Annotated in this window: 16 protein-coding genes; 9 read left to right on the top strand and 7 right to left on the bottom strand. The window is 62.9% G+C overall.

The annotated features are described in order from the left end of the window. Positions 1-74: 74 nt before the first annotated feature. The 4 genes from ribBA to nrdR are packed head-to-tail and all read right to left on the bottom strand — an operon-like array spanning position 75 to position 3504. On the bottom strand, positions 75-1166 hold the full coding sequence (gene ribBA, locus AB4O40_RS14370; protein WP_007984459.1) for a bifunctional 3,4-dihydroxy-2-butanone-4-phosphate synthase/GTP cyclohydrolase II: 1092 nt from the start codon (positions 1164-1166) through the stop codon (positions 75-77). 30 nt (positions 1167-1196) lie between these two features. Continuing rightward, positions 1197-1862 carry a riboflavin synthase gene (locus AB4O40_RS14375; protein WP_046815884.1) on the bottom strand — a complete coding sequence of 222 codons (666 nt, stop codon included), beginning with the start codon at positions 1860-1862 and terminating at the stop codon, positions 1197-1199. A 47-nt stretch (positions 1863-1909) separates the two neighbouring features. Then, positions 1910-3043 carry a bifunctional diaminohydroxyphosphoribosylaminopyrimidine deaminase/5-amino-6-(5-phosphoribosylamino)uracil reductase RibD gene (ribD, locus tag AB4O40_RS14380; protein ID WP_056728932.1) on the bottom strand — a complete coding sequence of 378 codons (1134 nt, stop codon included), beginning with the start codon at positions 3041-3043 and terminating at the stop codon, positions 1910-1912. After that, positions 3040-3504: a transcriptional regulator NrdR gene (gene nrdR / locus AB4O40_RS14385; RefSeq protein WP_003228656.1), complete on the bottom strand. Its 465-nt coding sequence runs from the start codon at positions 3502-3504 to the stop codon at positions 3040-3042. Before nrdR ends, ribD begins: the two co-directional genes overlap by 4 nt. Before the next feature lie 127 nt (positions 3505-3631). Between nrdR and AB4O40_RS14390 the strand changes: the two genes are divergently transcribed. The 3 genes from AB4O40_RS14390 to trxA all read left to right on the top strand — a co-directional run bounded on the left by AB4O40_RS14390 (position 3632) and on the right by trxA (position 5818). Then, positions 3632-4096, top strand: coding sequence for a YbaY family lipoprotein (locus tag AB4O40_RS14390; RefSeq protein ID WP_056728934.1), 465 nt, complete (start codon positions 3632-3634; stop codon positions 4094-4096). After that, positions 4093-4746, top strand: a complete 654-nt coding sequence (locus tag AB4O40_RS14395; protein WP_056728936.1) for a class I SAM-dependent methyltransferase — start codon at positions 4093-4095, stop codon at positions 4744-4746. Before AB4O40_RS14390 ends, AB4O40_RS14395 begins: the two co-directional genes overlap by 4 nt. A 199-nt stretch (positions 4747-4945) precedes the next feature. Further along, positions 4946-5818 (top strand): thioredoxin, encoded by an 873-nt coding sequence (gene trxA / locus AB4O40_RS14400; protein WP_008053844.1) that lies wholly within the window; start codon positions 4946-4948, stop codon positions 5816-5818. An 89-nt stretch (positions 5819-5907) separates the two neighbouring features. Here trxA and AB4O40_RS14405 read toward each other — a convergent pair whose 3' ends face one another. Next, on the bottom strand, positions 5908-6249 hold the full coding sequence (locus AB4O40_RS14405) for a hypothetical protein (protein ID WP_460154718.1): 342 nt from the start codon (positions 6247-6249) through the stop codon (positions 5908-5910). A 135-nt stretch (positions 6250-6384) separates the two neighbouring features. Between AB4O40_RS14405 and AB4O40_RS14410 the strand changes: the two genes are divergently transcribed. From AB4O40_RS14410 to AB4O40_RS14430, 5 genes are all read left to right on the top strand, one after another. Beyond that, a complete protein-coding gene (locus AB4O40_RS14410) occupies positions 6385-6975 on the top strand; it encodes a DUF2796 domain-containing protein (protein ID WP_460054017.1) in 591 nt (196 codons plus the stop codon). Between the two features lie 130 nt (positions 6976-7105). Further along, positions 7106-7816, top strand: a complete 711-nt coding sequence (locus tag AB4O40_RS14415; RefSeq protein ID WP_057713120.1) for an ABC transporter ATP-binding protein — start codon at positions 7106-7108, stop codon at positions 7814-7816. A 1-nt stretch (position 7817) separates the two neighbouring features. After that, positions 7818-9083: an ABC transporter permease gene (locus tag AB4O40_RS14420; RefSeq protein ID WP_056728943.1), complete on the top strand. Its 1266-nt coding sequence runs from the start codon at positions 7818-7820 to the stop codon at positions 9081-9083. 11 nt (positions 9084-9094) lie between these two features. After that, a complete protein-coding gene (locus AB4O40_RS14425; RefSeq protein ID WP_056728945.1) occupies positions 9095-9613 on the top strand; it encodes a DUF3299 domain-containing protein in 519 nt (172 codons plus the stop codon). Positions 9614-9875: 262 nt separating this feature from the next. After that, the gene (locus AB4O40_RS14430) at positions 9876-10574 is read left to right on the top strand and encodes an OmpW/AlkL family protein (RefSeq protein WP_056728947.1); all 699 of its coding nucleotides are present in this window, start codon (positions 9876-9878) and stop codon (positions 10572-10574) included. 263 nt (positions 10575-10837) lie between these two features. On the opposite strand, the gene AB4O40_RS14435 is transcribed toward AB4O40_RS14430, so the two are convergent. Together AB4O40_RS14435 and AB4O40_RS14440 are read right to left on the bottom strand one after the other, a co-directional pair. Beyond that, on the bottom strand, positions 10838-11767 hold the full coding sequence (locus AB4O40_RS14435; RefSeq protein WP_460154719.1) for an NAD-dependent epimerase/dehydratase family protein: 930 nt from the start codon (positions 11765-11767) through the stop codon (positions 10838-10840). Further along, a complete protein-coding gene (locus AB4O40_RS14440; RefSeq protein WP_008053852.1) occupies positions 11760-12644 on the bottom strand; it encodes a sugar nucleotide-binding protein in 885 nt (294 codons plus the stop codon). The genes AB4O40_RS14435 and AB4O40_RS14440 overlap by 8 nt, the downstream gene beginning before the upstream one ends. 305 nt (positions 12645-12949) lie before the next feature. Between AB4O40_RS14440 and AB4O40_RS14445 the strand changes: the two genes are divergently transcribed. Continuing rightward, positions 12950-17257 carry a DEAD/DEAH box helicase gene (locus AB4O40_RS14445; RefSeq protein WP_460054012.1) on the top strand — a complete coding sequence of 1436 codons (4308 nt, stop codon included), beginning with the start codon at positions 12950-12952 and terminating at the stop codon, positions 17255-17257. Positions 17258-17370: the final 113 nt, after the last annotated feature.

Genomic DNA, 17370 nt, shown 5'->3' on the forward strand with positions numbered 1-17370 from the left:
GAGCCGGGACGCGTCTCGTACGCGTCCCTCGGTGATATTTGAACCGCGAATTCAAGGCCGGAAACAACCGGTCATTATTCGGAGGGCACGTATTCTACAACTTCCAGATCGAAACCGGATATCGCATTAAATTTCATGGGTGCCGACATCAGGCGCATTTTGCGTACGCCAAGGTCACGCAGGATCTGCGAACCGGCACCGACAGTGCTGTAGGTGGTCGGTTTTTTCACCGCTGCGTGATCGGCGGTTTCGCGGATATGCGCGAGCAACACGTCGCCATCGAGCGGGTGACCGAGCAACAGCACCACGCCGCTGCCAGCCTCGGCAACCGTGGCCATGGCGGCGCGCAGGCTCCAGCGGCCGGGTTGCTTGACCATCAGCAGGTCACGCAGCGGGTCCATGTTGTGCACGCGAACCAGGGTTGGTTCTTCGGCACATACGTTGCCCAGGGTCAGCGCCATGTGCACGTCGCCTTCCACCGAATCACGATAGGTCACCAGGTTGAATTGGCCCAGTTCGCTGTCCAGTGGCTGCTCGGCAATCCGCTGAACGGTACGTTCGTGGATCATCCGGTAGTGAATCAGGTCGGCGATGGTGCCGATCTTGATGTCGTGTTCAGCGGCAAAAGCTTCCAGCTCGGCGCGACGGGACATGGTGCCGTCGTCGTTCATCACTTCGCAGATCACGCCGCTCGGCTCGAAACCGGCCATGCGCGCCAGGTCGCACGCCGCTTCGGTGTGGCCGGCACGGGCCAGGGTACCGCCGGCCTGAGCCATCAGCGGGAAGATGTGGCCCGGGCTGACGATGTCTTCAGCCTTGGCATCACGGGCAGCGGCAGCCTGCACGGTGCGCGCACGGTCGGCGGCCGAGATGCCGGTGGTCACGCCGGTGGCCGCTTCGATCGATACGGTGAACTTGGTGCCGAAACCGGAACCGTTGCGCGGCGCCATCAATGGCAGCTTGAGCAGTTCGCAACGCTCGCGGCTCATCGGCATGCAGATCAGGCCACGGGCATGCTTGGCCATGAAGTTGATGTGCTCGGGCTTGCAGCACTCGGCGGCCATGATCAGGTCGCCTTCGTTCTCGCGGTCTTCGTCATCCATGAGGATGACCATCTTGCCTTGGCGGATGTCTTCAACCAGTTCTTCGATGCTATTGAGCGCCACAAGGCACCCCCCTTCTTTCGAAATTAGAGCTCAGGATTTGAGGTAGCCGTTTTGGGCCAGAAAGCTTTCGGTAATGGTGCTGCCGGCAGTCGGCTCTGCGGCCTTGTCGCCCAGAAGCAGGCGCTCCAGGTAACGGGCCAGCAAGTCCACCTCCAGGTTCACCCGGCGGCCTGGCTGATACGACGCCATGATGGTTTCGCTCAGGGTGTGGGGAATAATGGTCAGCAGGAACTCGGCGCCATCGACTGCGTTCACGGTCAGGCTGGTGCCGTCGACGGTGATCGAGCCTTTATGGGCGATGTATTTGGCCAGGTCCTTCGGCGCGCGGATGCGGAATTCCACGGCGCGCGCGTTCTCGGTACGGGCAACCACTTCGCCCACGCCGTCGACGTGACCGCTGACCAGATGCCCGCCGAGGCGAGTGGTCGGGGTCAGGGCTTTTTCCAGATTGACCGGGCTGCCGCTTTTCAGGTCGTTCATGGCGGTGCAGTCGAGGGTTTCGCGACTGACGTCCGCCGCAAAGCCATTGCCCGGCAATTCCACGGCCGTCAGGCACACGCCGTTGACCGCGATGCTGTCGCCCAGTTTGACGTCGCTCAGGTCGAGCTTGCCGGTTTCGACGTGAACCCGCACATCACCGCCCTTTGGGGTCAATGCACGAATACTGCCGATGGATTCGATGATGCCGGTAAACATGAGGTTCTCCTCGAGAACAAAGCCAGCGCTATAGCGATGGCCGGAAATTATACGCTCGCTGCTGGCGTAGGAATGGCAATGACTCGCCAGTCATCGCCCACCGCGCGAATTTCGATGATTTTAAGCTCGGGCGCATCCTTCATTTGCGCGAGCGGCCAGTCCAGCAGCGGCCGCGCCGAGGAACCCAGGAACTTGCCGGCAATAAAAATCTGGAACTCGTCCACCAGACCGAGCTGGGCAAAGGCACCCGCCAGACGCGGGCCGGCCTCGACCAGCACCTCGTTGGCACCACGGGCGGCGAGCTCAACCAGCAGCTGGCGCAGATCGACCTGGCCATCGTAGCCCGGCACGATCAGGCATTCCGGACCGTTGGCGTATTGCTCTTCCACTGCCACGCAGGTCGCGACCAGCGCCGGCCCGGCCTTGAAGAACGGTGCATCCAGCGGCACCCGCAGGCGCCCGTCGACCAGCACCCGCAGCGGTGGACGGCTCATGGCCAGTGCCGTTTGCCCGGCATCCAGACCCAACTCATCGGCGCGCACGGTCAAACGAGCACTGTCCGCCAGCACTGTATCGGCACCAGTCAGCACCACACTCGCCTGGGCACGTAGCCGTTGTACCGCCGAACGCGCTGCCGGGCCGGTGATCCACTGGCTTTCGCCGCTTTCCATCGCCGTGCGCCCGTCCAGGCTCATGGCCAGCTTGACCCGCACGAACGGCAAGCCGTGTTCCATGCGTTTCAGAAAGCCTTGATTAAGCTTGCGCGCCTCGCCTTCCAGCACACCGCTTTCAGTGGCGATACCGGTCTGGGCCAGGCGTTGCAGACCGCGACCGGCGACTTCCGGATTCGGGTCCTGCATCGCTGCGACCACGCGAGCCACACCGGCATTGACCAGTGCATCGGCGCAAGGCGGTGTGCGGCCGTGGTGGCTGCAAGGCTCAAGCGTCACGTATGCGGTGGCGCCACGAGCTTGCTCACCGGCCGCGCGCAAGGCGTGGACTTCAGCGTGGGGCTCGCCGGCGCGCTCGTGCCAGCCTTCGCCGACAATCTGCCCGCCCTGCACGATCACGCAACCGACACGCGGATTGGGGTGCGTCGTGTAATGTCCCTTGCGCGCCAGTTCCAGGGCACGAGCCATGAAATGGGCGTCGAGGATGGCTTGTTCTGCGGGTATGGTCATTCTTTCACCGGTTCACGGGCCAGGCGATCGATCTCTTCGCGGAACTCATTGAGATCCTGGAAGCGACGATATACCGAAGCGAAGCGGATATAGGCGACTTCGTCGAGCTTCTGCAGCTCGGCCATCACCAGTTCGCCGACCACGAGGGATTTGACCTCGCGCTCGCCCGTGGCGCGCAGTTTGTGTTTGATGTGCACCAGCGACGACTCGAGGCGCTCGACACTCACCGGGCGCTTCTCCAGCGCGCGCTGCATGCCGGCGCGGAGTTTTTCTTCGTCGAACGGCTGGCGACTGCCGTCGGTTTTGATCAGGCGCGGCAACACCAGTTCAGCCGTCTCGAACGTCGTGAAACGCTCGCCGCAGGCCAGGCATTCACGCCGGCGGCGCACCTGTTCGCCCTCGGCGACCAGACGCGAGTCGATGACCTTGGTGTCGTTGGCACCGCAGAAGGGACAGTGCATGGTGGCAGGCAACAAAAAAAGGGAGGGCCATGGTAGCGCATCCCGGTGGCAAGACAAGCCATAGGGTTTGCGGTATACAGACGGGATGATCACTTGATCCATGGAATTCAGCTTTATGGAGCCACCAATGTCGTTACGTCCGCTCATTTTGCTCAGTGTTTTCAGTCTGCTGGTGGCTTGCGGCAGCGATGCCCCCAAGTCCCAGCCGCCAACGCCAGGCCCGGCGCCGCAGCAAGCGCAGAAGAAAGCCCGGGAGGCGGCTGACCTCGGCCCTCTGCCCGCCTATCAGCGTGAACTGAGCGGTACCCTGCAAGGCGTTCCAGCCGGCGCTGAGGTCGAACTGGCATTGCTGGTGATCGACGATAAGGACCGCCCGCAACAATTGCTCGCCAGTTCCAGCCTGATCGGCAACAACCAGGTGCTGCCATTTCACCTGCGTTTCAATCCGCAATCCTTCCCGTCCGGGGGCCGTGTTGAACTGCGAGGCCGCGCCAGTCAGTCCGGGCAGCTGATCCTGCACTTGCCGTCGCAGCTGATTACCCAGCCGACCACCCAGGCCCTGGGTCAACTGCAATTCGTCAAAGCCCCATGAGTGCACCGCTCGACCTGCAAAAGGCGTTGGGTGAACTGCTCGGTGATGCGCAATTGGTTGCCTGTGAGTTACCAGGGACCGACCTGAAGTTGTGGCTGATCGACGGCGACAACATGGACCGCGCCTTCAGCCCGGAAGAGACCCGGCGCATCCTGCATGAGCCGCCGTACTGGAGTTTCTGCTGGGCCAGCGGCCTGGCCGTGGCCCGTTATCTGGCCGACAACCCGCATTGGGTCGAAGGCAAGCGCGTGCTGGATTTCGGTGCCGGTTCCGGGGTGGCGGGGATTGCCGCTGCCAAGGCCGGCGCGCTGGAAGTGCTGGCCTGCGACCTCGACCCACTGGCGATTGCCGCGTGTCGGGCCAATGCCGAGCTCAATGACGTAGAGCTCAACTACTCGACGGATTTTTTTGCTGAGGCTGATCGCTTCGACCTGATTCTGGTGGCGGATGTGCTGTACGACAGGGCCAACCTGCCGCTGCTCGACCAGTTCCTCAGCCGCGGCCGAGAGGCGCTGGTGGCGGATTCTCGAGTGCGGGATTTTCGCCATCCGTTGTACCGGCGCATAGAGATGCTGGAGGCGATGACCCTGCCGGATCTGGCCGAGCCCCACGAGTTTCGGCATGTGAGCCTGTACCACGCGCAGCGCTAGCTAAAAGCATCGCGAGCAGGCTCGCTCCTACAGTGGTTGGTGTGAACCACAAGTCTTGTGGCCGACTTCAATCCCTGTGGGAGCGAGCTTGCTCGCGATGACGTCTTGTCAGACGAAACATCTCTAACGGCCACCCCGCTTCCGGCGCGCCCCCACCAAGCCGTATAGTTGCCCCATTCACGCTTTTACGAGATTGCCCATGAGTCAGGAAACGCCGTACATCTTCGACGCCACGACTGCCGATTTCGACCAGTCGGTGATCGAGAACTCTTTCCACAAGCCGGTGCTGGTGGATTTCTGGGCCGAATGGTGCGCGCCCTGCAAAGTGCTGATGCCGATGTTGCAGAGCATTGCCGAGAGCTATCAGGGTGAATTGCTGCTGGCCAAGGTCAATTGCGACCTCGAACAAGACATCGTCGCCCGCTTCGGCATCCGCAGCCTGCCGACCGTGGTGCTGTTCAAGGACGGCCAGCCTGTCGACGGCTTTGCCGGTGCCCAGCCGGAATCCGCCGTGCGCGCCCTGCTCGAACCCCACGTGCAGATGCCGCCACCGGCCGCCGCCGATCCGTTCGAACAGGCCCAGGCGCTGTTCGACGACAGCCGCTTTGCCGATGCCGAAGCGCTGCTCAAAGTGATCCTGGGTGAAGACAACACCAACGCCAAGGCACTGATCCTCTACGCCCGCTGCCTGACCGAGCGCGGTGAACTGGGCGAAGCGCAAGCCGTGCTGGATGCGGTCAAGAGCGACGAGCACAAGGCCGCGCTGGCTGGCGCCAAGGCACAGATCAAGTTTCTCGGTCTGGCCAAGGACCTGCCGGATGCCGCCGATCTGAAGGCCCGGCTGGCAAAAGACCCGCTGGACGATGAAGCGGTCTATCAACTGGCGATCCAGCAACTGGCCCGTCAGCAGTACGACGCCGCTCTGGATGCTTTGCTCAAGCTGTTCACCCGCAACCGCAGCTACAGCGAAGGCCTGCCACACAAGACCTTGCTGCAGGTGTTCGAGTTGCTGGGCAATGATCATCCGTTGGTGAGCACCTACCGCCGCAAGTTGTTTGCCGCCCTCTATTAAAAATCAAAAGATCGCAGCCTGCGGCAGCTCCTACAGAGAATATGTATTCACCCTGTAGGAGCTGCCGCAGGCTGCGATCTTTTTACGGTCTACTCGATCCAGCTGTAGAGCGGCGTATCCCCGCCGCTCACTACCTTCACGTCCGGACTATGGCGCAAACGCACCAGCAGGCGTTTGCCCGCCGCCGCGCTGCCGGTCAGCCCTTCGAGTTGATCAAGCAGGTCCGGCCCGCTGAGCTGCCCTGCCTTGCGCAGCAAATCCCCGGCGATCTGCCACAGCGCATCATCCTGATTCAGTGGTTTCGCCGCTGGCACGCTGACGGCGGATTTTTCCACCTGCAACTGCGCCCCTAGCCGCGCCCAGTCCGCGTCGTCCATCTCCAGGGTCAAATCCACCGGCCAATCGCCGATGCTTCCGCGAATTCGCAACATAGGTCTGCTCCCGCACATTTCTTCCCGGCATGCTCCCATGGGACTTGTGCAACGCCAAGCAGGCAGTCAAACTCTCCGCACTTACGTTATAAGATTACATAACATTTTCTTCATTTTACTTTTCGGAGACTCGTCATGCGCTGTCTGCTTCTCGCCCTGCCGTTTGCCATGTTGCCGCTGGCTGTCGCCCATGCCGCCGACGAACACGATCATGAGCATGGCAGCCTGGCCGCCCACGAACACGGCGTGGGACGCCTGAACGCGGCGCTGGATGGCAAGACCCTGGAGCTGGAGCTGGAAAGCCCGGCCATGAACCTGGTGGGTTTCGAGCACGTCGCCACCAGCGACGCCGACAAAGCCAAGGTCGCCGCCACCCGCGCGCAACTCGAGCAACCACTGGCCCTGTTCAACCTGCCGAAAGCCGCCGGTTGCGTGGTGGAAAACCAGGAACTGGAAAGCCCGCTGTTCGGCGACAAGCCCGAGGCCGACGATGATCACGATGAAGACGCCAAGGACGAAGACGGCCACGAACATCATCATGATCACAGCGAAATCCACGCTCGCTATCAGTTCACCTGCGCCACGCCAGATGCATTGAAGACCCTGGACCTGGCGAATATTTTCACCCGCTTCCCGGCCACCCGGAAAATTCAGGTACAACTGATCGGCCCGAGCGGGCAGCAAGGGGTTGAAGTGACGGCCAAGGCTGCTGCGCTGAAATTCTGAATTCACTGAAGCCCCCCTGTAGGAGCTGCGGAGTGAAACGAGGCTGCGATCTTTTGACCTTCAACGATCAAAAGATCGCAGCCTGCGGCAGCTCCTACACAGGTCAATCAACACCCATGAAATCGGCTAAATGACCCAAGCACTCATCGAACTGTCCGACCTGGGCTTCAGTTGGCCCGGTCACCCGCCGCTGCTGGACATCCCGGCGTTTCGCCTGGAGCGCGGCGAAACCCTGTTCCTCAAAGGCCCCAGCGGCAGCGGCAAGACCACCCTGCTCGGCTTGCTCGGCGGCGTGCAAAAGCCTGATCGCGGCAGCATCCGCCTGCTCGGCCAGGAACTGACGCAACTCTCGGCCGGCGCCCGCGACCACTTCCGCGTCGATCACACCGGCTACATCTTCCAGCAGTTCAACCTGCTGCCGTTTCTGTCGGTGCGCGAGAACGTCGAACTGCCCTGCCACTTCTCGAAACTGCGCGCCGAACGGGCGAAACAACGCCACGGCAGCGTCGACAAAGCCGCCGCCACGCTGCTCGCCCACCTGGGTTTGAAGGATGAAAACATCCTCGGTCGCCGCGCCGACTCGCTGTCCATCGGCCAGCAGCAACGGGTCGCCGCCGCCCGCGCACTGATCGGTCAACCGGAACTGGTGATCGCCGATGAGCCGACCTCGGCCCTCGATTACGACGCCCGCGAGAACTTCATTCGCCTGCTGTTCGCCGAGTGCCGCGAAGCCGGGTCGAGCCTGTTGTTCGTCAGCCATGACCAGAGCCTGGCGCCGCTGTTCGACCACAACCTGTCGCTGGCCGAACTCAATCGCGCCGCCACCCCGTCCGAGGTCTGAGATGTATCTGTTTCGTCTAGCCATGGCCAGCCTGGCTAACCGTCGCTTCACCGCGATCCTCACCGCGTTCGCCATTGCCCTGTCGGTGTGCCTGTTGCTGGCTGTGGAGCGCGTGCGCACCGAAGCCAAGGCCAGTTTCGCCAGCACCATCAGCGGCACCGACCTGATCGTCGGCGCCCGCTCCGGCTCGGTGAACCTGTTGCTGTATTCGGTGTTCCGTATCGGCAACGCCACCAACAACATCCGCTGGGACAGCTTCGAACACTTCGCCAGCAACCCGAAAGTGAAGTGGGCGATCCCGATGTCCCTCGGCGACTCCCATCGTGGTTATCGGGTGATGGGGACCACTGAGGCGTACTTCGAACATTACCAGTACGGACGCCAGCAACACCTGCAACTGGCCGATGGCCGGGCTTTTGCCACTGACCCGTTCGAAGTGGTGCTCGGCGCCGAAGTGGCCGATGCACTGCACTACAAACTCGGTGACAAACTGGTGCTGGCCCACGGCGTGGCGGCGATCAGCCTGGTCAAGCACGACGACAAGCCGTTCACCGTGGTCGGCATTCTCAAACGCACCGGCACACCGGTGGACCGCACGCTGCACATCAGCCTCGGTGGCATGGAAGCGATTCACATCGACTGGCATAACGGCGTGCCGGCCCGGGGCGAGGGGCGCATCACCGCCGACCAGGCGCGCAACATGGACCTCACGCCGCAAGCGATCACCGCGTTCATGCTCGGCCTGAACAACAAGATTTCGACCTTTGCCCTGCAACGGGAAATCAACGAGTTCCGTGGTGAGCCGATGCTGGCGATCCTGCCGGGCGTGGCGTTGCAGGAGCTGTGGAGTCTGATGGGCACCGCGGAAAAGGCTTTGTTCGTGGTCTCGCTGTTTGTGGTGCTGACCGGGTTGATCGGCATGCTAACGGCGATTCTCACCAGCCTCAATGAACGCCGCCGGGAGATGGCGATCCTGCGCTCGGTGGGCGCACGCCCCTGGCACATCGCGACGCTGTTGGTTCTGGAAGCCTTTGCCCTGGCGCTGTCGGGCGTGATCGCCGGTGTGGCGTTGTTGTATGTGTGCATCGCGGCGGCCCAGGGCTATGTGCAAGCCAACTACGGTCTGTTCCTGCCGCTGTCCTGGCCGAGCGAATATGAATGGACGCTGCTCGGTGGCATCCTGATCGCCGCGCTGCTGATGGGCAGTGTGCCGGCCTGGCGCGCCTATCGCCAATCCCTGGCCGATGGCCTGTCGATTCGTTTATGAGGACGTTGAAAATGCCCCGCGCCGTACTTGCGCTGTTGATGCTGGTCGCCCTGCCGCTGTGGGCGGCCCAGCCAAAAGACCTGACCTGGTCGGAGATGATCCCGCCCGACGCGCCAAAAGAAGTGCCGAACATGACGCCGCTGCACGATCTTTCGCAGATGAGCAATGCTCTGTCGGCCGAATCGGCGCCCGCCGCCAAGCAAGACCTGCCCAATGCACCGGTGGTCAAGACCCTCGATGGCCAGAACATTCGCCTGCCGGGTTACATCGTGCCGCTGGAAGTGAGCGAGGAAGGCCGCACCACGGAGTTTCTGCTGGTGCCGTATTTCGGCGCCTGCATCCATGTGCCGCCACCGCCGTCGAACCAGATCGTGCACGTCAAAAGTGAGGTTGGCGTGAAGCTCGACGAGTTGTATCAGCCTTACTGGATCGAAGGCGCGTTGCAGGTCAAGGCGTCCACCAGCGAACTGGCGGATGCCGGATATCAGATGGAGGCGGACAAGATTTACCTGTATGAACTGCCGGAGTGAGTCCGACTGTATTGTGTCAACTGTCTGTCCGCCATCGCGAGCAAGCTCGCTCCCACAGGGTCAAGTGCTGAAACACAAATCTTCAGCACACCACAACTCCTTGTGGGAGCGAGCTTGCTCCGGGCGGCGATCCGACGATGAGGCCATGAAAAACACCACAAAAATCACTCCCACCCCACTTTCATTGAGCTGCATCAAAAGACCGAATAGTTAGCCCGCTTACCATTGGACATCGAACTTTTTAACGTCCTCTGGAGCCCCCATGAACAAGTCCATGCTCAGCGCTTCGCTGGTTGCCCTCGCGCTTGCAGCCCCGCTCGCCCACGCCTTCGAGGCGGGCGACATTCTCCTTCGCGCCGGTGCAATCACCGTCAACCCGGAAGCCGACAGCTCCAGTGTCAAGGTTGATCAAGGCCCGCTGGCGGGTGCCGACCTGGGTGGCAAGGCGACACTGAGCAGCGATACGCAACTGGGCTTGAACTTCGCCTACATGCTCACCAACCACCTGGGCATCGAGCTGCTGGCGGCGACCCCATTTGAACATGATGTAAAAATCAAGGGCACCGCGCTGGCACCCGCCAACGGCAAGCTCGGTAGCATCAAACAGCTGCCGCCGACCTTGAGCCTGGTGTATTACCCGCTGGATCCCAAGTCGGCGTTCCAGCCGTACATCGGCGGTGGCATCAACTACACCTATATCTACGACGAACATGTCGGCAGCCGAGCCCAGTCCGCCGGTTTCAGTAACTTCAAGGCGGATAATTCCTGGGGGCTGGCCTGGCAGGTCGGTGCCGACTACATGCTGACCGACAACGTGATGATTAACGCCCAGGTGCGCTACATCGACATCGATACCACCGCCACTGTGGAAAACAACGCCATTGCACCGGGCACCCGGGCCAAGGTAGACGTTGATGTGGATCCGTTCGTCTACATGGTGGGTCTGGGTTACAAGTTCTAAGCGACACTGCTGGAAGAATGTTCACGTGGTGGTGAACCTGGCTGTTGTGGCGAGGGAGCTTGCTCCCGCTGGGTTGCGAAGCGACCCTAAAACCGACAAAAGCGGTGATTCAAACAAACCGCATTGACTGGATTTACGACTGCTGCGCAGTCGAGCGGGAGCAAGCTCCCTCGCCACAGGAGTTGCACAAGTTGTACGTAAATTCCGGCCATGAAAAAGGCGCCTGTAAAAAGGCGCCTTTTTCATGTCCGCATGGAAGCGATCTATCGCCCCAGCAACCGCGCCAGCCCCTCGCGCATCGGGGTCTGCTCAGTGGTACTGAAGCGTTCCAACAGGCGCCGGTTGTTCGCCCGGGAATGACGAATGTCACCGGAGCGCGCCGGGCCGTAGCTCACCGGTGGCAGCTTGCCGACCACCGCTTCGAGCGCTTCGAGCATTTGCTTGAGGGTCGTCGCCTGGTTCCAGCCGACGTTGACCGCACCGTCTTCGACCCGGGGCTTCTCGATGGCCTGCACCAGCAAGTCGACCAGATCTTCGACATAGACAAAATCCCGGGTCTGCTCGCCATCGCCGAACACCGTGATCGGCAAGCCCTTCAGTGCGCGCTCGCTGAATATGCTGATTACCCCGGAGTACGGCGAGGACGGATCCTGGCGCGGACCGAAGATGTTGAAGAAGCGGAAAATCACCGGCTCCAGCGCATGTTGGCGGCGGTAGAAGTCGAAGTAATGCTCGCTGGCCAGTTTGTCCACCGCGTAAGGCGTCAACGGCGCCTTGGGCGTGTCTTCGTCAATCGACTCACCTTCGCCGTTGTTGCCATACACCGCCGCGCTCGAAGCAAACAGCACACGCTTGACCCCGGTCTGGCGCATGGCTTCGCAGACGTTCAGCGTGCCGATGAAGTTGCTCTGGTGCGTGCGCACCGGATCGTCTACCGAGGCCTGCACCGAAGCCACGGCCGCCAGGTGCGCCACGGCGCTGCAACCGGCCATCGTCCGGGCAACCAAAGCTGCATCGGCCACGTCGCCAACGATCAGTTCGACCCCGGGATTGTCCAGCGGCAGATTGCTGCGTTTGCCCGTGGACAGGTCATCGAGAATCCGCACCGAGTGGCCCTTGGCAAGCAGCGCGTCAGTCAGGTGAGAACCAATGAAACCGGCACCACCGGTGATCAAAACGGGGCCGTCAGCCATGGCGATAAAACCTGTCCAGTAGACCGGGAAGCGCCGCACGCCAGGCGCGCGGTTTGATTCCAAAGGTGTGCAGAATTTTTTTGCAGGCCAGTACCGCGTGTTGCGGTTCTTCGGCGGCATCCGGACGCGCGGCGTGGGCCTGGGCGGTCGGGGCTTCGATAGCCAGCGGATGCAGGCTGCGGGCTTCGGTCAGGATCGCCTGCCCCAGCGCCAGCGGCGTGGTCGCCTCATGCCCGGCGTAGTGGTAGGTGCCCCACAGCGGCGCGGCGCAATCGAGTTGCTTGAGCACTGAAATGATCACGCGGGCGGCATCGTCGACCGGCGTCGGATTGCCCCGTCGGTCGTCGGCCATCAGCAGCTCTTCGGGTTGCTCGGCACGGGCGAGGAAGCGGCCAAGGGCGCCGTCCGGGCTATCGTCCAGCAGCCAGCCGAAACGCAGCAGCACGTGCTGGGGGCAGGTAGCGCGCACACTTTGCTCGATCCGCCACAATGCCTGACCCCGCAGACCCAGGGGTACCGGTTCGTCTTTTTCGCTGTAGGCCGTGGCGCGGGAGCCGTCGAACACGCGATAGCTGGAGGGTTGCAGCAGAACGATGTTGTGGTGCTGGCACAGTTCCGCCAGACGCTCGATAGCGCGCTCCTGGCCGGCCAGGCGCGATTCGCTCACTGCCTCGGCCTGAAACCAGTCGAAGTAGTAGGCAAGGTTGATCAATGCATCGGGACGGGTGTCGTCGAGCAGTTGTGTCAGGCTCGCGGCATCCCAGCCGTCTTCGGGCGGGCGGGGGGCGAGGAATCCGATGTCTTCCTCCGCACCAAGGCGAATCAGCGCCTGCCCAAGGGCATTTCCGCCGCCCAGTAACATAAGGCGCATTCGCATAGAGTCAGCAGGCCCAGTCTGATTGAAACGATGGCTTTATCGACACCGCCCCAGGCGATGTCGTTGATAATTGCCGGAATCGTTGCATTTTGCGGGTTTAGTGCGCAACCGTCACCCGTAAAGTGTAGATGTCCGACTTTTGCGTTGCCGCCACTGGCCTCATCGCGAGCAAGCTCGCTCCCACAATGGTTTTGTGTAAACCGCCCCCCTGTGGGAGCGAGCTTGCTCGCGATGAGGCCCTGAAGACCAGCGAAGGTCTTGAGCGGTACTTGCAACTTCCCGTCCCCACCCGCATAAATTGCTGCATGAACCTGCCCATCCCCGCAGACAGTGCCCTGAGCGGCTTTCACCCTGCCGTCAGCGCCTGGTTCAACCATACGTTCCCGGCCGTCACCGCCGCCCAGGCCCGGGCGTGGCCGTTGATCCGCCAGCGCCGCTCGACCCTGGTCGCCGCGCCCACCGGTTCCGGCAAGACCCTTACCGCCTTTCTCGCCGTCATCGACGACCTGGTACACCGCGGCCTGGAAAACCCCGAAGGCTTGCCCGACGCCACCCTGGTGGTCTACGTCTCGCCCCTCAAGGCGCTGTCCAACGACATCCAGATCAACCTGCAAAACCCGCTGGCCGGCATTACCGAGCAATTGGGCGTGATGGGCCTGCCGCAACTGCAGATCAGCACTGCCGTGCGCACCGGCGATACACCGCAAAAAGACCGTTCGGCGATGCGCAAAACGGCGCCGCACATTCTGGTGACCACGCCGGAATCCCTGTATGTGCTGCTCGGCTCCGATTCCGGCCGGCAGATGCTCGGCACGGCACGCACGGTGATCGTCGACGAGATCCACGCCATGGCCGCCAGCAAACGCGGCAGCCACCTGGCACTGAGCCTTGAACGCCTGCAAGCACTCTGCCCGGAGCCGCTGCTGCGCATCGGTCTGTCGGCCACGCAAAAGCCCATCGAAGCCGTTTCGCGCTTCCTTGTCGGTGGCGATCGTCCGTGCGAGATCGTCGACATCGGCCACGCCCGCCCCCGCGACCTGGACATCGAAGTGCCGCCCGTGCCGCTATCGGCCGTGATGGCCAACGATGTCTGGGAACTGGTGTACGACCGCCTCGCCGCCCTCGCCCGGGAACACCGGACCACGCTGATTTTCGTCAACACCCGGCGCCTCGCCGAGCGCCTGAGCCGGCACCTGAGCGAGCGCCTGGGCAAGGATGCCGTGGCCGCCCATCACGGCAGCCTGGCCAAGGAGTTTCGCCTGGACGCCGAGCAGCGACTCAAGCGCGGCGACCTGCAAGTGCTGATTGCCACGGCATCGCTGGAACTGGGGATAGACATCGGCGACGTCGACCTGGTGTGCCAGATCGCCTCGCCGCGTTCGATTGCCGGGTTTCTGCAACGGGTCGGCCGTTCCGGGCACCAGGTCGGCGGCACGCCCAAGGGCCGTTTGTTCGCCACCACCCGCGACGACCTGATCGAATGTGCCGCGCTGCTCGACTGCGTGCGTCGGGGCGAACTCGATACCTTACTGATCCCGCGAGCGCCGCTGGACGTGCTGGCGCAGCAGATCATCGCCGAGGTCAGTTGTCAGGAATGGCCGGAGCAAGCGCTGCTGCACATGCTGCGCCGCGCCTCGCCCTACGCCGCACTCGACGACAAACACTATCAGGCACTGCTGCACATGCTCGCCGAGGGCTACAACGGCCGTCAGGGCATCCGTAGCGCCTATCTGCATCGCGACGCCGTGAGCCGCACCCTGCGCGGGCGCCGGGGCGCAAAACTGACGGCGGTGACCAGTGGCGGGACCATTCCGGACAACGCCGACTACAGCGTGCTGCTGGAGCCTCAAGGGCTGAACATCGGCACCATCAACGAAGACTTCGCAGTGGAAAGCATTGCCGGGGATATCTTCCAGTTGGGCAACACGTCCTATCGGATCCTGCGGGTGGAAACCGGCAAAGTCCGGGTCGAGGATGCCCGGGGCCTGCCGCCGACCATTCCGTTCTGGCTCGGTGAAGCACCGGGGCGCAGCGCCGAATTGTCCGCGGCGGTGGCGCGCTTGCAGGCACAACTCGACGACCTGCTGGGGGCTGCGCCAGGCAACTTGCAACCAGCACTCGACTGGCTGACCGAGACCCTGGGCCTGAACCTTGCCAGCGCCGAACAACTGGTGGACTACCTGGCTCGCGCACGGCAAGCGCTGAGTGCCCTGCCATCCCAGGACACGCTGCTGATGGAACGCTTTTTCGACGAGTCCGGCGGCACCCAACTGGTCATTCACACGCCGTTCGGCAGCCGCATCAACCGCGCCTGGGGCCTGGCCTTGCGCAAGCGCTTCTGTCGCACCTTCAACTTCGAGTTGCAGGCAGCCGCCAGCGAAGACGCCATCGTGCTGTCGTTGTCCACCGGCCACAGTTTTGAACTGGATGACGTCTGGCGCTACCTGCACAGCAACAGTGCCGAACACATCCTGATTCAAGCCGTGCTCGACGCGCCGCTGTTCGGCGTGCGCTGGCGCTGGAATGCCGGCGTGGCCCTGGCGCTACCGCGCTACAGCGGCGGGCGCAAGGTCCCGCCGCAGATCCAGCGGATGAAAAGCGAAGACCTGATCGCCAGCGTGTTTCCCGATCAGATCGCCTGCGTGGAAAACCTCGCTGGCGAACGGGAGATTCCCGACCATCCGTTGGTGGAACAGACCCTCGACGATTGCCTGCACGACGCCATGGACACCGAAGGCTGGCTGGCTTTGCTTCGACGCATGGAGCGCGGCGACATTCGCCTGATCAGCCGCGACTTGCCGGCACCCTCGCCGCTGGCGGCGGAGATTCTCAGCGCCCGGCCCTATACCTTTCTCGACGATGCACCACTGGAAGAACGCCGCACTCAAGCCGTACTCAACCGCCGCTGGAGCGACCCGCAATCCACCGATGATCTTGGTGCGCTGGACGCCGAGGCGATTGCCGCCGTGCGCGACGAAGCCTGGCCGACGCCCTCCGGTGTCGATGAAATGCATGAGGCCTTGATGAGCCTGGCGTGCATCACCAATGCCGAGGCCAGCGCCAATCCGCAGTGGCTAGACTGGCTCACAACCCTGGCCGACAGCGGGCGCGCGAGCCGTTTGCAGATCAACGCCGGGCAATCGCTGTGGCTGGCACTGGAACGCCTGACCTGCCTGCGGGCGATTTATCCACAGGCCGAATTGACGCCATCGCTGCAAGCGCTGCCGGACTTCGAGGAGGCCTGGGAACCCGACGACGCCATCCTCGAACTGATCCGTGCACGGCTCAGCGCCTTCGGGCCGCTGGCTCTCGAGCGCATTGCCGAACCGCTCGGTTTGCCCGCTGCGCAGGTCAACCAGGCCCTGGCGCAACTGGAACGCGAAGGTTACGTGCTGCGCGGCCGATTCACCCCGGGCACCGCCCAGGAAGAATGGTGCGAGCGGCATTTGCTGGCGCGGATTCACCGCTATACGGTCAAGCGCCTGCGCCGGGAAATCGAGCCGGTGGCATTGCAGGATTTCATGCGATTCCTGTTCGACTGGCAGCATGTATCGAGCGCAAGCCAGGGCCAGGGCGCGGCGGTTTTGCCGGCCGTTATTGCGCAATTCGAAGGCTACCCCGCCGCTGCTTCAGCCTGGGACAGCGATATCCTGCCAGCGCGAATCAAGGACTACTCGGCGACCTGGCTGGATGAGTTGTGCCGCAGCGGCAGACTGGTATGGACACGCCTGACTGCGCACAACAAAAGCGCCAGCACCGCCCTGCGCAGCACGCCGATCGTGTTGCTGCCGCGCAACCAGGTCGGCCTCTGGAGCAGCTTGACCGAACAGACGCCGGTCAGCGAACTGTCGCCGAAAACGCAAAAGGTCCACGCCGCCCTCAGCCAGCATGGCGCGCTGTTTTTCGATGAGCTGATCCATGAGGCCCACCTGCTGCGTTCAGAGCTGGAAATCGCCCTGCAGGAACTGGTGGGCGCGGGGCTGGTGAACGCCGACAGCTTCGCCGGATTGCGCGCCCTGATTACCCCGGCCAGCAAGCGCCAGCCGCGCAACAGTCGGCGTGGACGCGGAGCATTCATCGGTGGCATGGACGACGCCGGACGCTGGGCCCTGTTGCGACGCGCACCTACCGGGCCGATGGTGCAAAACCTGCGGATGTCTGCCGAAACCCTTGAACACATCGCCATGACCTTGCTGCGCCGCTACGGCGTGGTGCTCTGGCGCTTGCTGGAACGCGAGGCGGACTGGTTGCCGAGCTGGCGGGAACTGCTGCGTACCTTCCATCGGTTGGAGGCACGCGGCGAGATTCGCGGCGGGCGGTTTGTCAGTGGCCTGGCGGGCGAGCAATTCGCCCTGCCCGAGGCGATCCCCTTGTTGCGAGAGGTGCGGCGTCGGCCCCATGACGGCAGCCTGGTCGCGGTGTGCGGGGTCGATCCGCTGAACCTCGCCGGCACGCTATTGCCCGGCATGAAAGTCCCAGCGCTGGCGAGCAATCGGCTGGTGTATCGGGACGGGTTGCCGGTGGCTGCCGAGATTGCCGGCAAGCAGCAGTTCTGGGGGGAGTTGGATCAGCTCGGTGGTGCCGAGGTGCGCAACAAACTGATTCGGCATTGAAGTTGTCTGGTCTGGCGCCTTCGCGAGCAAGCCCGCTCCCACAGTTGATCTGGGCAAGGGCACAGATTGATGTGCCACCACAAAACCCTGTGGGAGCGAGCTTGCTCGCGATG

It is taken from the genome of Pseudomonas sp. S2_F07, from assembly GCF_054668325.1.

Coding starts and splice junctions, on each gene's coding strand:
- trxA (WP_008053844.1), top strand. CDS start 4,946: ATGAGTCAGGAAACGCCGTACATCTTCGACGCCACGACTGCCGATTTC.
- AB4O40_RS14415 (WP_057713120.1), top strand. CDS start 7,106: ATGACCCAAGCACTCATCGAACTGTCCGACCTGGGCTTCAGTTGGCCC.
- ribD (WP_056728932.1), bottom strand. CDS start 3,043: ATGACCATACCCGCAGAACAAGCCATCCTCGACGCCCATTTCATGGCT.
- AB4O40_RS14410 (WP_460054017.1), top strand. CDS start 6,385: ATGCGCTGTCTGCTTCTCGCCCTGCCGTTTGCCATGTTGCCGCTGGCT.
- nrdR (WP_003228656.1), bottom strand. CDS start 3,504: ATGCACTGTCCCTTCTGCGGTGCCAACGACACCAAGGTCATCGACTCG.
- AB4O40_RS14390 (WP_056728934.1), top strand. CDS start 3,632: ATGTCGTTACGTCCGCTCATTTTGCTCAGTGTTTTCAGTCTGCTGGTG.
- AB4O40_RS14440 (WP_008053852.1), bottom strand. CDS start 12,644: ATGCGAATGCGCCTTATGTTACTGGGCGGCGGAAATGCCCTTGGGCAG.
- AB4O40_RS14395 (WP_056728936.1), top strand. CDS start 4,093: ATGAGTGCACCGCTCGACCTGCAAAAGGCGTTGGGTGAACTGCTCGGT.
- AB4O40_RS14420 (WP_056728943.1), top strand. CDS start 7,818: ATGTATCTGTTTCGTCTAGCCATGGCCAGCCTGGCTAACCGTCGCTTC.
- AB4O40_RS14375 (WP_046815884.1), bottom strand. CDS start 1,862: ATGTTTACCGGCATCATCGAATCCATCGGCAGTATTCGTGCATTGACC.
- AB4O40_RS14405 (WP_460154718.1), bottom strand. CDS start 6,249: ATGTTGCGAATTCGCGGAAGCATCGGCGATTGGCCGGTGGATTTGACC.
- AB4O40_RS14445 (WP_460054012.1), top strand. CDS start 12,950: ATGAACCTGCCCATCCCCGCAGACAGTGCCCTGAGCGGCTTTCACCCT.
- AB4O40_RS14430 (WP_056728947.1), top strand. CDS start 9,876: ATGAACAAGTCCATGCTCAGCGCTTCGCTGGTTGCCCTCGCGCTTGCA.
- AB4O40_RS14425 (WP_056728945.1), top strand. CDS start 9,095: ATGCCCCGCGCCGTACTTGCGCTGTTGATGCTGGTCGCCCTGCCGCTG.
- AB4O40_RS14435 (WP_460154719.1), bottom strand. CDS start 11,767: ATGGCTGACGGCCCCGTTTTGATCACCGGTGGTGCCGGTTTCATTGGT.